At 72.0% G+C, this 15863-nt stretch carries 7 protein-coding genes; 4 read left to right on the top strand and 3 right to left on the bottom strand.

What is annotated here, in order from left to right; all coding sequences use genetic code 11:
* Nucleotides 1-224: 224 nt before the first annotated feature.
* Nucleotides 225-1259: a hypothetical protein gene (locus tag VF542_RS01800; RefSeq protein ID WP_408649992.1), complete on the bottom strand. Its 1035-nt coding sequence runs from the start codon at nucleotides 1257-1259 to the stop codon at nucleotides 225-227.
* A 23-nt stretch (nucleotides 1260-1282) separates the two neighbouring features.
* Nucleotides 1283-2284: a Fic family protein gene (locus VF542_RS01795; protein WP_408649991.1), complete on the bottom strand. Its 1002-nt coding sequence runs from the start codon at nucleotides 2282-2284 to the stop codon at nucleotides 1283-1285.
* Nucleotides 2285-2661: 377 nt separating this feature from the next.
* On the opposite strand from VF542_RS01795, the gene VF542_RS01790 reads away from it, so the two are divergent.
* Complete coding sequence (locus tag VF542_RS01790; protein WP_408649993.1) at nucleotides 2662-3624, top strand: quinone oxidoreductase family protein; 963 nt, start codon at nucleotides 2662-2664, stop codon at nucleotides 3622-3624.
* Between the two features lie 59 nt (nucleotides 3625-3683).
* On the opposite strand, the gene VF542_RS01785 is transcribed toward VF542_RS01790, so the two are convergent.
* A complete protein-coding gene (locus VF542_RS01785) occupies nucleotides 3684-3839 on the bottom strand; it encodes a hypothetical protein (RefSeq protein WP_408649994.1) in 156 nt (51 codons plus the stop codon).
* On the opposite strand from VF542_RS01785, the gene VF542_RS01780 reads away from it, so the two are divergent.
* The 3 genes from VF542_RS01780 to VF542_RS01770 form a co-directional block, all read left to right on the top strand.
* The gene (locus tag VF542_RS01780; protein ID WP_408649990.1) at nucleotides 3807-4337 is read left to right on the top strand and encodes a MaoC family dehydratase; all 531 of its coding nucleotides are present in this window, start codon (nucleotides 3807-3809) and stop codon (nucleotides 4335-4337) included. The genes VF542_RS01785 and VF542_RS01780 overlap by 33 nt on opposite strands.
* 4 nt (nucleotides 4338-4341) lie before the next feature.
* Nucleotides 4342-5604 carry an MFS transporter gene (locus VF542_RS01775; RefSeq protein ID WP_408649989.1) on the top strand — a complete coding sequence of 421 codons (1263 nt, stop codon included), beginning with the start codon at nucleotides 4342-4344 and terminating at the stop codon, nucleotides 5602-5604.
* A gap of 12 nt (nucleotides 5605-5616) precedes the next feature.
* A partial coding sequence (locus VF542_RS01770; RefSeq protein ID WP_408649988.1) for a MupA/Atu3671 family FMN-dependent luciferase-like monooxygenase occupies nucleotides 5617-15863 on the top strand: 10247 nt, incomplete at its 3' end.

Here is a 15863-nt window from a genome sequence, read left to right as displayed (position 1 = left end):
GCGCCATGTGGGTCGTCCGCCCGCTTGGCTATCCCATCGGAGGGAGGTTCTCATGATCCCCACCGCGCCCAGCCACAGCGTGAACGCAACGTTCAAGGTTCGTCGTCCCACCACGAAGTCCGGCTGAACAGGTCGGTGAGCTCGGGCCTCGCGCCCGGGCTCACCGCTGCGCCTGCACGGCCCGGCGCCCCTTCTCGCCTCTGCGCCTGCACGGCCCGGCGCCTTCACGGCCTGGCGAGCGATGCGGCTACCTGGTGTGCGCGCTCCAACTCGGCCAGGGTCAGTTCCTCGCCAGACAGCAGCAGACAGGTCCCGATCGGCGTGGTGGCGAAATCAAGATCGTCGATCCGGTGGAACTCAGCGACCACTCCCGGATGGCGCGTGCTATCCAGCGGGTAGCCGTAGTAGACGGTCGGCAGCTCCTCCGCTCGCTCCGCACGCCTGGCCTTCTCGGCGGAGGCTGCGCTCGCCAGCGCCTGCTCGATACCGTCCCAGTGCGCGCCGAGATCTACCCATGATCGTGTTTTGGCAATCAGATTCAGCAGTTCCGGCGTTCGCCTAAGCTCCACGGTCTCGGCGACGATCTGCTGGGCGAGCGTCTGATCGAGCCGCTGGTCCAGCCGACGGCTGAGCACAAGGAAGTCCAGCAGGTCCTTGACCGAGAACTTCCGCTGGAACCGCTCCTCGGCGACGGTGTGCAGTTCGCGGATGTCCTCGTCGTGCGACAGCGTCGTGCGGGTCGGAGCACCGGCCGGGACATCGCCGCAGAACGCGCAGGTCGCGATGTCGGCGCCGAGTGGCTTGTCGAGCAACGGTTCTTCCGCGGGCCACTTCATCGAGATGACGAAGTGCTGTTCGGTCGTGGTTCGTAGCACGCCGACGCTCTGCGGTATCGCATCGTAGGTGTCGCGCACGTCTGTCACCGCCCGCCACAGCATCTGCTCGTCATCGGCGATCAGGTCGGCGTCGCCGGAGTGCCGCAGCAGCCAGGGCGGCATGTGGCGAGCGATCCGCTCACCCTTGATGACCGTCACACCGGTGCGATCGCGGACCTGCGCGCCGACCTCGTGCAACGTCGCAACCCGACGCCGCACCCGCTCGAGGTACTCCCGCGCCCCGGCCGAGATGGGGATGTCTCGGGCCACCACCGTCGACAGCCAACTGGCCAGCACCTTCTTGCGATTCGCCGTTGCGGCAACCTGCCACAGGGGTGCATCCGGCGGGCTGCCCAGCAAATGCTCGATGATGTCGTAATCCATGACCATCCCTCGCTGCGAGTGCGCTAGTGGCGCTTGAATTTCAGGTCGCGGTACTCATCGACCCAGTTCTTGGAGCTCAGCCAGGCGCCATTCGGGGATTTCTGGGCTTTGAGCCGTCCACGGTTCGCCGCGTTGCGTAGCGCGACCACGGAGAACCCGTTCTGCTTGTTCGCCAGGCTGGCCAACGGGACGAGTCTGGCCGGGCCGGCGACGGCCGGCACGACGAACTTGTAGAGGTTGTCGGTCATTGCCCGCGCGAGGAGTTCGCCCAGCCGGCCGAAATCGCCGGCGTCGGCCTTGCGCATGGCGTCGAGGTAGCGCGAGCGCTCGTTCTTGAAGACGATCGCGGGCGGGTAGCCCATTCGCACGAGGATGAGGTTCAGCAGCAGCCGTCCGGTTCTGCCGTTGCCGTCGAGAAACGGGTGGATGCGCTCGAAGGCGTTGTGCACCTGAGCGAGCCGTTCGGGCAGCGGCGTGCCGCTGGGGCTGAGTAGCTGGTTGACGTCGTGGACCCAGTCCGCGATCAGCGGATCGATCTCGGTCGACGGCGGCGGTGTCATCCCGTCCGGGAATGGCGCGATCTCGTGGCGGCGCCAGTTGCCGGGAGACTCTTCAGGGCTCGCGTGCGGGTGCGGTGCTACGTCCCACACCGGGGTCATCGCTTGGAAGTGCACGGAGCGGACTTCCTGCAACGTCAGCAGACCATCAGCTGACCAGCCACCTGGCTCGAGCGCCTGTCCGTAGACCCACTTGGCCGCGGCTCCATAGCCGAGAACCTCCAGGTACTCCCGCAGTTCCTTGTCGCCGACGGCACGGCCTTCGTCGAGAAGTCTCCGCACCTCCGAGAGGATGAGCGTGTTCCCCTCCAGGGCGGTCGAGTGGTGGGCCTCCTGATGCCACAGATCGGCCCAGATGTCCTCGGCTTCAGCGGGTGATGGCAGCCCGCCGAGTCGGTCGTTGAGGTCAGTGATCGCCTCGTCGAGTCGCTGGTAGATCGCTGACCGCGACGGACGACCGACTGCCACGACAGCCGTCCTCTCAAAGTTGCTTTGTATGCCGGGAACTAACTGTAGCAAAGCAAAATCAGAAAGGGCGGATGTTGCGCCGTATACCTTGAGTTAATTGGAGCGAAGCAGAATCGCTTGAAGGCTTTGCGGGCAGCCGCGCGGCGAGGCGCCGGGGCGTGCTGCGACCTGCCCGAGATACGGGTGGCAGAGCCGTTGCAGGCCACGTAATCCAAGCGTCGGGCACCGTGCTCGGGCCGTTCCCAAACACACACGTTTAGGCTAAATTGAACGGGGGTTTCAGTAGGTTTGTGCCCCGCCGCAGGTCGTTTGTCATTGCCAATTTTCGGTGTAGCTGGAGCTTTCGTGTCACCTGAGCGACGTCCGTGAGTGCTGGGGTGGCGGCGGCCGTGCTCCGGGAGTTCGGCGCCCCGAGCGTACTGCGCGTGGAGCAGGTCGAGGAGCCGGTGTGCGGTGCGGGCGCCAGCCTGGTCGACGTCTCCTTCGCCGGATTGAACTTCGACGACCTCGAGCACCGCAGGGGAGCCGAGCCCGGCGTCCAGCTGCCCGCGGTGCTGGGCGTCGACGTCGTCGGGCGGCGGCGGCGCGACGGCCGGCGGGTGGTGGCACTGATGCGCCGCGGCGGCGGGTACTCCCAGGTCGCCGCCGCGGTCGACGCGCATTCGGTGCAGGTGCCCGACGACATCGAGGACACCCAGGCCATTGCCCTGTTCGAGCAGGGAATCACCGCCTACGGCGCCCTGAAACTCGCCGGGCGGGTCCGGCCGGGTGAGTCGGTGGTGGTCACCTCCGCCGCGGGCGGTGTGGGGCACCTGGCCGTGCAGCTGGCAGCCGCCCTGCAGGCCAAGCCGGTCATCGGCATCGCCTCCACCGCGGCGAAACGGGCCGCTGTGGTCGAGCTCGGCGCCGACGTCGCGCTGGCTCCGGAGGAGATCGGCGAGCTGCGCGCGGTCACCGGCGGCCGTGGCGTCGACCTCGTCGTGGACGGCAGCGGTGGCGCGCAGGCGAACGCGGCGCTGACAGGCCTCGCTCCGTTCGGCCGGTTGGTGAGCTACGGCTGGCGCGGCGGAGGCGCCGGGTGCGGGTGGATCGAGGTCAGCACCGAGGAGCTGGTCGGCTCCTCGATCGGGGTGGCCGGCTTCTGGATGCGGCACCTGGTCGATGACCGGGCGCTGCTCACCGGCATCGCCGAGGAGTTGTTCGACCTGGCTCGCACCGGCCGGCTCACCGCGCGGATCGACAGGATCTGGCCGCTGTCGCAGGTCGCGGCGGCACACGAGGAGTTCGCCGCCCGCAGGACCATCGGAAAGGTCCTCCTCGACGTGCGTGAGGTGGTCTGAGGAATGCTCAGCCGGTATTGCCGTACCACCCTGTGCACGCCCGCCACCGCGGTCGAACGCTACGCCAACGCCGACCCGGTCTGGCAGACATGCCGGCCGGGCTGATCACCGAGTTCGTCGGCCACGTCCCCGAGTTGCCCGGCGCCTGAGCGCGCCACCACCCCACGATCGGAGAACACCCAGTGGAACCGCAGCAGCCCAGCGGCTACATGCAAGTCGGAGAGAACAGGTTCCGCGAGGTCGTCGGGTTCTGCTACGAGGACCTGCAGGTGGGGGTGGTGATCGAGCACCGCCCCGGCCGCACCATCACCGAGATGGACAACGTGCTGATGTCCATGCTCAGCATGAACGACTCCCCGCTGCACATCGACGCGGCGTTCAGCGCGCAGGGCACCTGGGGCAAGCCGCTGGTGTCCAGCCTGGTCACGCTGAGCATCGTCGGCGGGATGGCCGCGCGCAGCACCAGCGGCAGGGCGATCGCGAACCTGGGCTGGGAGCGGATCGAGTTGCCCGCCCCGGTGTTCATCGGCGACACCCTCTACGCGGAGAGCGAGATCACCGGCAAGCGGCTGTCCAAGAGCAGGCCCGGGGAGGGGATCGCGCACTGCCGCACCATCGGTCGCAAGTCGAGCGGGGAGGTCGTGCTCAGCTTCGACCGCAGCTTCCTCGTCCCCACCCGGGCCCTCGACACGCACCGGGCGGCGGGGTACTGACGCGGTGACCGAACTCAGCCCGGCCACCGTGGCCGCACCCGAGCTGGACCGCGCCGACTGGCGCCGGTTCCGGCTGCTGGTCGGCGGCAGCGGGGCGTCCTCCTTCGGCAGCTTCCTGAACATGGTGGCGCTGCAGCTGTTCGTCTACCAGACGACCGGCAGCGCGGTGGCCACCGGCCTGTTCATGGTGTTGCGGATGGCCGCCGGGTTCGTCGCGGGCATGGCCGGCGGGACCGTCGCCGCCCGGCTGCCGCGACGCGCGGTGATGATCAGCTGCGACCTCGTGCAGGCGTCCGTGCTGCTGGTGTTCGCCCTGTCCCCGAACGGCATCCGGGAAGCGCTGCTGCCGGTGCTCGCGGTCTCGATCGGAACGCTGAGCACCACCAGCCAAGTGCTGCTGCGCGCCACCGTCCCGGACTTCGTCGGTGCCGAGCACCGGATGCGGGCCAACGGGTGGCTCGTGACCGGGCGTGCGGTGGCGATGGCGCTGGGCTTCGCAACCGGCGGCCTGCTGGTGTCCTGGGTCGGCTACACGGCGGCCTTCCTGGTCGATGCCGGCACCTTCTGCATCTCCGCGCTGGTGCTGGCCACCGTCGGGCTGCGCTTCCCGCGCCACGTGCGGGTCCGGCAACAGGGCAAGCCGGTTCGCGGGGCGCGGAGCAAGCTCGTGCTGGCCGCCCTGGCCGCCGCCCCCTCCGTGCTGGCGATCGTGGTCGTGCGATCCGTGGACGCCTTCGGCTCGGCCTCGCACCAGGTGGGCATCCCGATCTACGCCACCCAGCTGCAACCGGGTAATCCGGCGGGGTTCGTCGGCAACTTCTGGGCCGCGTGGGCGGTCGGCCTGTTGGCCGCCCACCAGCTGGTGAGCCGGATCTACAAGAGCGGACCCCGGCACGACGAGCGCGCGTTCGTGATCGGCACCGCCGTGATGTCGATGGCCTTCATCGCCGCGTTCTCCGGACTCACCCAACCCTGGGTGCTGCTCGTGGCCCTGGTCGCCGGCCTCGCCGACGGGTTCACCGAGATCACCTACACCACCAGGGTGCAGGCCGAGCCGGACCCGGCGCGCGGCATGTTCTTCGGCCGGACCGCGATGGCCGAGAACGCCGGCCTGGGGATCGGGCTGCTGTTCGCCGCGGGCCTGCTGGAGGTGTGGACGCCGCTGGCGGTGGCCGCGCTGCTGCACGGCGTGGTCATCGTGCTGGCCCTCGGGTACGTGATCCAGACCATCCGCAAGCCGGGCGACCGGGCGACGACGTCGAGCTGACAGGAGACCACCGTGCCGCGGACGCTGCTCGCCACCCTGCTGAGCCACCCGCTGGTGGCCGACGCCGCCCTGCTTGCCGCGACCACCGCCGAGGGCCGCTCCGTCCAGGTCGCGCATGTGGTGCCCACCCCGGGCACGGCCCCCGCACGGGTGCGCCGGATGGTGGCCGCGCTCGGCGCGGTCGGCGGCGAACCGCTGCTGGTCTCGGTGGTCTCGGCCATCCCGCGCGACCGCGACGGCGAGCCCGACGAGCGCGCGCTGCGGCAACTGCCGGTCCCGGCCTCGGTGACCGCGCCGGTCGCGCTGCCCGTCCCGGAGACCGGTCGGCGGCACCTCGGCGAGTTCGTCGACCTGCCGACCCCGTGGGTCACCGGATCGGTCGCCGGACCGCCGGCCCTGGTCGAGCCGGGCGCCGACCTCACCGGGCCGTCCTCGCTCACCGGCGCCAGCGGCCCACAGATCGCAGCCGAGGACCCGAAGACCCTGGTCGAGGCGCTGCTGGCCGCCGCCGAGCGGCACCCGGACCAGGGGGTGCACGTCGTGGAGCAGGGCACCACCCGGGTCCTGACCTACCCCGAGCTGCTCGAGCAGGCCACCCGCACCCTCGCCGGCCTGCGCGCCGCCGGCCTCGGCGTGGGCGACCCGGCGGTGCTGCACACGCCCTCGCTGGCCGAGCACGTCATCGGGCTGTGGGCCTGCCTGCTCGGCGGCATCCGCCCCGTGGCAGTGGCCCAGTCGGCCAGCTACGCCGAGCGCACGCCCGTGCTGGCCAAGCTGGAGAACGCCTGGCGCGACCTCGGCGAACCGGCGGTGCTCTCCGGCGGCGCGACCGTCGCCGGCCTGCGCGGGCACGCCCAGCGGTCGGGGCTGACGTCCATGCGGGTGCTCGACCTCGCCGAGTGCGCCGCCGGAGGCAGCGCCACCGACGGCAGCGCCACCGACGGCACCGACCTCCACCAGCCTGAGCCGGGCGCGGTGGCGATGCTGCAGCTGTCCTCGGGCAGCACCGGCAAGTCCAAGGTCATCCAGATCACCCACCACGGCTTGATCCGCTACACCCAGGCCGCCCGCCAGGTCAGCCGGATGGGAACCGGGGACGTGTTCGTCAACTGGTTGCCGCTCGACCATGTCGCCGGGCTGGTGATGTACCACCTCGGACCGGTGGTCCTGGGCTGTGACAACGTCCAGGTCCCCACCGCCGACGTGCTCGCCGACCCGCTGCGCTGGCTGGACCTGCTGCACTCCTACCGGGCCCAGCACAGCTGGTCGCCCAACTTCGGCTTCGGCCTGGTCGCCGACGCGCTCGCCACCGCCGACCCGGCCCGTACCTGGGACCTCACGCCGCTGGGCGCCCTGGTCAACGCGGGGGAGCAGTGCACCGAGCCGGTGATGCGCCGGTTCGTCGAGGCCACCGCCCGGTTCGGCGTCCGTCCGGACACCGTGCTGCTGGCCTGGGGGATGGCCGAGACGTGCACGGCCATCACCTACCAGGCCTACGGACCCGAGGCGGTGCAGCACGCCCGGCCGGCTCCTGACGGTGGGGTGGAGCTGCTGGCCGAGCCCGTCGAGGGCAGCTCCACCTTCCTCAGCATGGGCGCGCCCAGCCCCGGCTCGGAGTTCCGGATCGCGGCCTCCGATGGCAGGACGGTGCTGCCGGAGCTGCGGATCGGCCGGTTGCAGGGCCGGTCGGAGCGGGTGACCCCGGGCTACCTGAACAACCCGGACGCCAACGCCGAGGCGTTCCCGGACGGCGACTGGTTCGACACCGGTGACCTGGCGTTCGTGGCCGACGGGCGGGTGACCATCACCGGCCGGGTCAAGGAGATCATCATCATCAACGGCGTCCACCACTTCTGCCACGAGATCGAGGACGTGGTCGGCGCGCTGCCCGGGGTGCTGACCAGCTTCGCAGCGGCCTTCGGCGTGCCCACCGCGGACGGGAACGAGCGGCTGGCCGTGGTGTTCGTGCCCGTCGAGGGGCTGACCGTCGGGGGGCTGACCGTCGAGGGGCTGACCGGCGCGGTCGTCGGCGCGGTCCGGCGGCGGCTGGCCGAACGGTTCGGGTTGGCCTCGGTGCTGCTGGCGGCGGTGGATCGGGACGGCTTCGACAAGACCACCAGCGGCAAGATCCAGCGCACCGCCATGCGCGCCAGGCTGCTGCGCGGCGAGCTGGACGACGGCCTGCGCGCGGTCGAGCTGGCCGAGTCCGCGCCCACCACCCTCCCCGACGCCCTGCACCGTCCGGTGTGGACACCCCGGTCCTTTCCCGCGACCCGCGATCCTGGTCGGGTCCGGGTCTTCGGCGACCCCACCCTGGCCGCCGCGCTTGCCGCCGCGCTTCACGGCGCGCAGGCCCTGGAGCCCGGCGACCTCTGCGCTGACCTGATCGTCGTGGCACCGGCGGCCGAGGAGGAGCAGGCCTCGATCCCGGTCCTGGAGCTGGTGGCGGGGCTGGCCGCGGCAGGCTGGACCGGCGAGCTGGTCACCGTCGGGCACGGCGATCCCACGACCGCCCTCACCGCGGCCATCGCCGCCACCGCGAGCGTGGAACTGCCCGAGCTGCGCAGCTGGCACCTGGAGTTGCCCGACGCCAGCGCCGGAAAGAACGCAGCCCGGATCGCCGAGGCGCTGACCTTCCTCCACCGCGAGCCGGTGATCGCCTGGCAGGACCGCTGGGTGGTCCGCAGCCTGGAGCCTGCCGGCCGTGCGCCTGGCTCTTCGCGCGAGCGCTCGGCGTCCGTGCCCGGCGCCGGGCCGGCCGTCGAGCCGGGAAGTTGCTGGCTGGTGACCGGTGGCCTGGGCGGAGTCGGCCGGGCGGTGCTGCCCGGGCTCGGCATCCGGATGCTGGTGGTCGGGCGTGGTCCGGCCCGGGACCTGGCCGAGCTGGGGCCCGACGCCCGGTACGCCCGGGTGGACGTGGCCGATGCGGGCGCCCTCGAAGCTGCCGTCGCGGAGGCGGAGGCGGCCTGGGGTGAGCCGCTGGCCGGGGTGCTGCACCTGGCCGGGGTCTATGACTCGACGCAGCTTGTCGCCACCACCGCCGAGCTGTGGCGGGCGCACACCCGCGCCAAGGTGGCCGGGTCCAAGGCCGTGGCCGAGGTAGTGCGCCGGCGTCCGGGGAGCAGGTTGGTGGCCTTCTCCACCCTGCTGACCTGGTTCCCCGGCGTCGGCGCGGGTGGGTACGCCGCGGGCAACCGCTACCTCGAAGCTCTGGCGGAGCAGCTCGGCGCCGATCACCCGGTGCACACCCTGATCTGGGGCCTGTGGCGCTCGACCGGCATGAACGCCGGCCACGAGTACCGCGAGGCGGCCGTCCGGGGCAAGATGCTCAGCTTCACTCCCGCCGAGGGCGCGGCCATGTTCTCCGCAGCCCTGCGCCTGCCACCGGGCCCGGTGCTGCTCGGCGTCGACCGCGCCAACCCGGCCGCCCGCCGGATGCTGCCCCCGCAGCCACTGGAAGGCGCCGCGACGGCCTGCCGGGACGCGTTCGGTGTCGACATCCCGATCGCGCCGGCCCCGACGTCCGCGCCGGCCCCGACGTCCGCGCCGGCCGGCACCGAGCCCAAGCCGGCTGCTGGGTCGGCGCTTGCTGGATCGGTGGTTGCCGGATCGGCGCTTGCTGGCTCGCTGCGCAGGCTGGTCCGGGACGAACTGCGCCGGATCGTGCCCGGCGGCATCGACCCGCACACCCCGTTCTACCAGGCAGGCCTCGGGTCGTTGGGCATGGTGCGGCTGCACACCGCGCTCCAGTCCGCCCTCGGCCGCGAGTTCCCGCTGACGGCGCTGTTCTCCCACCCGACCGAGGTCGAGCTGAGCGCCCACCTGGGCGAGCTGACCGGCCAACGCCCCACCCAGACCCGCCGGAGCGAGGTGCGCGACCGCCGGATCGCCATCATCGGGATGGCCGCCCTGCTCCCGGGTGCTCCGACCCTGGAGCAGTACTGGGACAACCTGCTCGCGGGCGTCGTCAGCACGACCCGGTTCAGCCGCGAGGAGCTGCTCGCCGCGGGCCTGCCCGAGTCCCTCGTGGACGATCCCGCCTACGTCCCGGTCAGCGGCGCGCTCGAGGACATCGCGGCCTTCGACGCCGACCTGTTCGGCATCAGCCCCGCCGAAGCCGCCGTCACCGACCCGCAGCAGCGACTGTTCCTGCAGATCTGCCAGCAGGCCCTGGAACACGCCGGGTATGCCGGGGCAGCCGGCAGAACGGGCGTCTACGCGGGCTCCGGCATGGCGCTGTACTCCCTGCGCACCTACCTTCGCGAGAACCTGGGCGGCATCGACGCGGGCGACCAGCTGGCCGCACTGCACGCCGCGATCGGCAACGACCCGGACTTCCTCGCCACCCGCGTCGCCTACCGGCTCGGCCTCACCGGACCCGCGGTCACCGTCCGTACGGCCTGCTCCACCGCGCTGGTCGCCGTGCACACCGCCATCAACGCGCTGCTGGCCGGCGACGCCGACATGGCGCTGGCAGGCGCCGCCGCACTGCACGTGCCCCGGGTCGCGGGTTACCGGTACGAGCAGGGCTCGATCCTGTCCAGTACCGGGGCCTGCCGCGCGTTCGACGCGGCCGCCGACGGCACTGTCGGTGGCAACGGCGTCGCGGCCGTGCTGCTCAAGCCGCTGGAGGCAGCCCTCGCCGACGGCGACACCGTGCACGCGGTCATCCTCGGGTCCGCGATCAACAACGACGGCTCGGCGAAGCAGGGCTTCACCTGGCCCGGTGTCCCGGGCCAGGTCGCGGTGGTGCGAGGCGCGCTCGCCGCCGCCGGGATCGAACCGGGATCCGTCGGCTATGTCGAGGCCCACGGCACCGGCACCGCCCTCGGCGACCCGATCGAGATCGCGGCGCTCCGCGAGACCTTCGGCAACCGCTCCGATCCGTTGCTGGTGGGGTCGGTGAAATCCAACATCGGGCACCTCGACACCGCGGCGGGCATGGCCGGACTGCTCAAGGCGGTCCTCGCCCTGCGCACCGGGATCGTGCCGCCACAAGCCCACTTCGACTCGCCCAACCCCGAGCTGCGGCTGGGCGAAGACTGCATCACCGTGCCGAGGGTGGCCACGCCGTGGCCGGTGCCGGGGGTTCGCCGGGCCGGTGTGACCGCGCTGGGCGTGGGCGGCACGAACGCGCACCTGGTCCTGGAACAGGCCCCCGAGCAGGAATCGTCGGCGGTGTCGGCACCCTGGATCGTGCCGCTGTCCGCCCGCGGGCCGCAGGCCCTGGCCCAACTCGCCGAGTCCACCGCCGACGCCCTGTCCGGGGTCAACCCGGCCGACGTCCTCACCACGCTCGGCGCCGGCCGCAGGCGGCTGTCGCACCGGCTGGTGGCCTGGGGCGAGGACGCCGACGGAACCGCACGCGAACTGCGCGCGGGCGGCTCGGTCAGCGCAGTGGCGCGACGCAGCGGCCCGCTCGTGTTCGCCTTCGCGGGCCAAGGTGTGGACTGCGCCGGCGCCGGAACCTCACTGCTCGCCCACCCGGCTTCGGCCGCCGTGCTGCAGCGGCTGCTCGAGCAGCACCGCCGTGACTGGGGCGTGGACCTGCTGCCGCCACTGCTCGGCGAACCGCACCAGTGGACCACCCAGACCCTGCAACCGGCCCTGCTGGCCGTGCAGCTGGCGCAGGTGGCGCTGCTCGCCGAACTCGGCGTGCGGCCGGATGCCGTGGTCGGGCACAGCGCGGGGGAGTACGCGGCACTGGCCTGCGCCGGAGCGCTGTCCGACGAGGACGCCATGCACCTGGCCGCGGTGCGGGGAGCCTTGATGCAGACCGTGCCCGAGGGTGCCCTGCTGGCCGTGTTCGCCGACATCTCCCAGCTGCCCGGGCTCTCGGTGGCGGTGCGCAACGGGCCCGGGCACACCGTTTTCGGCGGCCCGCCCGAGGCGGTGGCCGAGGCGGAGCGGCAGCTCGCCGCACAAGGCGTGGAATGCAGGCGGCTCGCCGCCGACCGCGCCTTCCACACTCCGATGGTCGACCCCGTCCTCGAGGCCCTGGCCGGCCAGGCCGCCGCGCTGGACTGGAAGCCCCTGACACTGCCCGTCTACTCCGGGACCGGCGCCGTGCTGAGCGAGGGCACCGTGCCGGGCGCCGACCACGTCCGCACGCACACCCGCTCCACTGCCGACTTCCACGGCTGCGTGGACGAACTGGTCGCCGAAGGCCACACCACCTTCGTCGAGCTGGGGCCGTCCGGCGTGCTGACGGCGCTGGGCAGGCAGTGGACAGGCACGACCTGGCTGCCACTGCGCCGCCGCGGTGCCGACACCGTGACCCAGGGACTTGCCGCTCTGTTCTGCCACGGCATCGAGCTCGACTGGGCCGTGCTCGCCCCCGGTGGCCGGCGTGTCCCGCTGCCCACCTACCCGTTCCAGCCGACCCGGCACTGGATCGACCCCGTGGCTCCCGTCGCCTCGGTCCCCGTGCCCGCCGTGGCTCCCGTCGCCTCGGTCCCCGTGCCCGCCGTGGCTCCCGTTGCCTCGGTCGCCGTGCCCGCCGTGGCTCCCGTGGCCCCAGTGCCCGCCGTGGCTTCCGTGGCCCCAGTGCCCGCCGTGGCTCCCGTGGCTCCAGTGCCCGCCGTGGTTCCCGTCCCCGTGACCCAAGAGAGTGCAGTGGACATGCCAGCCGAGCAGACCGATGACCTGACCGAGCTGGTGCTCACCCGGGTGCGCGAGCTGACCGCGCACCACCTGGGCGACAAGCTGGACCGCGTCACCCCGCACGTACCGTTCTTCGACCTCGGCGCGGACTCGTTGCTGATGATCAACATGGTTCGCGAGCTGGAGGTCGCCTTCGGCGTGCGGGTGGCCATGCGGGAGCTGTTCGAGGAGGTGGACACGCCGGCCCGGCTCAGCGCCGTGGTCACCGAGCGGATGTCCGCTGCCAAGCGCGCCGAACTGGTCCCCGCGCCCCAGCCGGTGCCCGCGATGCCGGCATCGCAGCTCACGCCGGCACCCCAGCTCACGCCGCCATCCCAGCCGCTGTCTGCCGCACCGGCCGTCCAACCGGTTGCGGCGCCGCTCCCCGTCAGGGCCGTCGAGCCGCAGCCGGCGGCGGCGCCGAGCGGCGGGTACGAGGCCGTGGTTCGCGAGCAGTTGGCCCTGATGGGCCGGTTCTCCGACATCATGTCCGAGCAGCTGGCCGTGCTCGCCGGCAAGCCCGCCGCACCCCAGGCCGCGGCCCCCCGAGCAGTGCCGCAGCCCCAAGCAGTGCCGCAATCCCAAGCAGTGCCGCAGTCCCAAGCAGTGCCGCAGTCCGCGGAAGGCACCCAGTTCGGTCCCCGGCCGACCGCCTCCAAGACCGCCGGCATGACCGGCGGCAGGTTGGACGAGACCCAGCGCGCCCACCTCGACGACCTCATCGCCCGCTACACCGCGCGCACCAGGACCTCCAAGCAGCTCGCCCAGCGTTACCGGCGGCCGCTGGCTGACAGCCGGGCCGTGGTCGGCTTCCGCAGCGTCACCAAGGAACTGCTCTACCCGCTGGCCGCGCGCCGGGCCCGGGGCGCGTACCTGGAGGACGTCGACGGCAACACCTACGTCGACATCACCATGGGCTTCGGTGCGCTGATGTTCGGACACGAGCCAGACTTCGTCACCGAGGCGGTGGCCGCCTACCAGGCCGATGGCATGCGCCTGGGCCCGCGCGGCCCGGAGGCGGGCGAGGCCGCCGAGCTACTCGCCGGGCTGACCGGCCTGGACCGGGTCGCCTTCGCCACCTCCGGCACCGAGGCCAACTCGGCGGCCTTCCGGCTGGCCCGCGCGCACACCGGCCGGACCAAGATCGTCACCTTCGACGGCTCGTACCACGGGCACTTCGACCCGGTGCTCGGCAGGCCGGTGTCGGGCAGCGACGGGCCGCGGACCGTACCGGTGTCGGCGGGCGTGCCGCAGTCGGCGGTCGCGGAGTCGATGGTGCTCGGCTACGGCGACGAGGCCAGCCTGGAGGTGATCCGCAGGCACGCGGGTGAGATCGCAGCCGTCGTGCTGGAAGCCGTGCCCAGCCGCTACCCGAACCGGCAGCCGGTCGAGTTCGTGCGTGAGCTGCGGCGGCTGTGCGACGAGACCGGCATCGTGCTGATGTTCGACGAGATGCTCACCGGGTTCCGCCCGCACCCGCAGGGCGCCCAGGGGATCTTCGGGGTCCGGGCCGACCTGGCCACCTACGGCAAGCTGATCGGCGGCGGCTACCCGATCGGCGCCATCGCCGGCCGCGCCGAGATCATGGACTGGATCGACGGCGGCCACTGGCAGTACGGCGACGACAGCGTCCCCCAGGGCGAGACGACCTTCTTCGGCGGCACCTACATCCAGCACCCGCTGGCCATGGTCGCGGCCAAGGCCGTGCTGAGGCACCTGCGCGATCAGGGGCCGGGCCTGCAACGTGGCGTGACCGCCCGCACCGAGCGGCTGGCGACGACGCTCAACGACTTCTTCGCGGCCGAGGAACTGCCGCTGTCGATGGAGCGGTTCGGGTCGCTGTTCCGGTTCGCTCATCGCGGCAACCTGGAGCTGCTGTTCCACCACCTGGTGATGGAAGGCGTGCACGTCTGGGAGTGGCGCAACTTCTTCCTGTCCACCGCCCACACCGACGCCGACGTCGACTTCATCGCCGACGCCGTCCGCAACTCGGTGGACGACCTGCGCCGCGGCGGGTTCCTGTCCGGCCAGCCCGGCGTGGCGCGAAGGCCCCGGCGCACGCTGCCGAGAATCCCCGCCGTCGTGGCCAAGACAGCCAGGACAGCGGTGGTGGAGGCGACCTCGACCGACGTCGGCCCGACGACCCCGGACTTCAGCCTGTACTTCTTCGGCGACTACCCGCAGGGCCCGGAGGGCGACCAGCACGGTGGTGACAAGTACGCGGCCATCCTGTCCGCCGCCCGGTTCGCCGACCGCAGTGGGCTGCACGCGGTGTGGCTGCCCGAACGCCACTTCGACTCCTTCGGCGGGGTGTTCCCCAACCCGTCGGTGCTCGCCGCCGCGATCGCCGCCCAGACCAGCCGGGTCCGGCTGCACTCGGGCAGCGTGGTGCTGCCGCTGCACGACCCGATCCGGGTCGCCGAGGAGTGGTCGGTGGTGGACAACCTCTCCGGTGGGCGGGTGTCGATCGGCGTGGCCAGCGGCTGGCACGCACGGGACTTCGTGCTGGCACCGCAGGTGTACGGCAAGCACCGGGAGGCGATGTACGAGGGCGTGGAGACGATCCGCGCGCTGTGGCGCGGCGAGCCGGTGACCAGGACGGCAGGCAACGGCGAGCAGGTCGAGGTCAAGCTGTACCCGACGCCGGTCCAGACGGAACCGGACTTCTACACCGCGATCGTCGGCAATCCCGAGAGTTACCGGCAGGCCGCGCGCAGCGGGTTCGGCGTCATCACCAACCTCATGGTGCAGAGCGTGGACCAGCTGGGGGAGAACATCGCCCTCTACCGGCGCACCCGGGCCGAAGCCGGCCTGGACCCGGCCGGTGGGCGGGTCGTGTTGCTGCTGCACACCTACCTCGGCGAGGACACCGAGCACACCCGCGCGGAGGCGTTCGGCCCGTTCTGCGACTACCTGCGCTCGTCGCTGTCGCTGTTCGGGCAGGTGACCAACAGCCTCGGCTTCTCCATCGACATGGAGAACACCGACCCCGAGGACCTGGAGTACCTGCTCTCCAAGGCGTACCAGCGCTACTGCGCCGACCGCGCCCTGATCGGCACCCCGGACGACGCCGAGCAGATCACGCGCAGGCTGGCCGCTCTCGGCGTGGACGAGGTGGCTTGCTTCATCGACTTCGGGGTCGCGCCCGCGCGGGTCACCGCCGCGCTGCCCCACATCGACCGGCTGCGTTCCCGGTTCAGCGACGGCCGGGCCACCGCCGACCGGTCCAACGGCGACCAGCTCGACGTCCGGGACGCCAGCCCGACCGAGCAGCAGATGTGGTACGCCGACCAGGCGTTCCCCGGTCGCCCCAACTACACCGAGTCCCTGGTCGTGGCGCTGGAGGGCGACCTCGACATCGCGGCGTTGCGGGCGGCGCTGAGCGCGGTCGCCACCCGCCACGACGGCCTTCGCTCGACCTTCCACGACATCGACGGCGTGCTGAAGCGGGTCGTCGCAGCCCCGTCCGAGCTGCCGCTGCCGGTGTACGAAGACCCGGGAGCCGATGTCGAGGAGGCCGCCCGCCGGTGGATGGCGCGCGAGACCGCCACCCCGTTCGACCTGGCCACCGGCCCGCTGTTCGCGCCCTATCTGGTCCGCCTGAACGAGCAGCGGTA

Source organism: Jatrophihabitans sp. (genome assembly GCF_036389215.1).
Classification (GTDB): Bacteria; Actinomycetota; Actinomycetes; order Mycobacteriales; family Jatrophihabitantaceae; genus Jatrophihabitans_A.
This window is presented reverse-complemented; position numbering and strand designations above follow the sequence as displayed.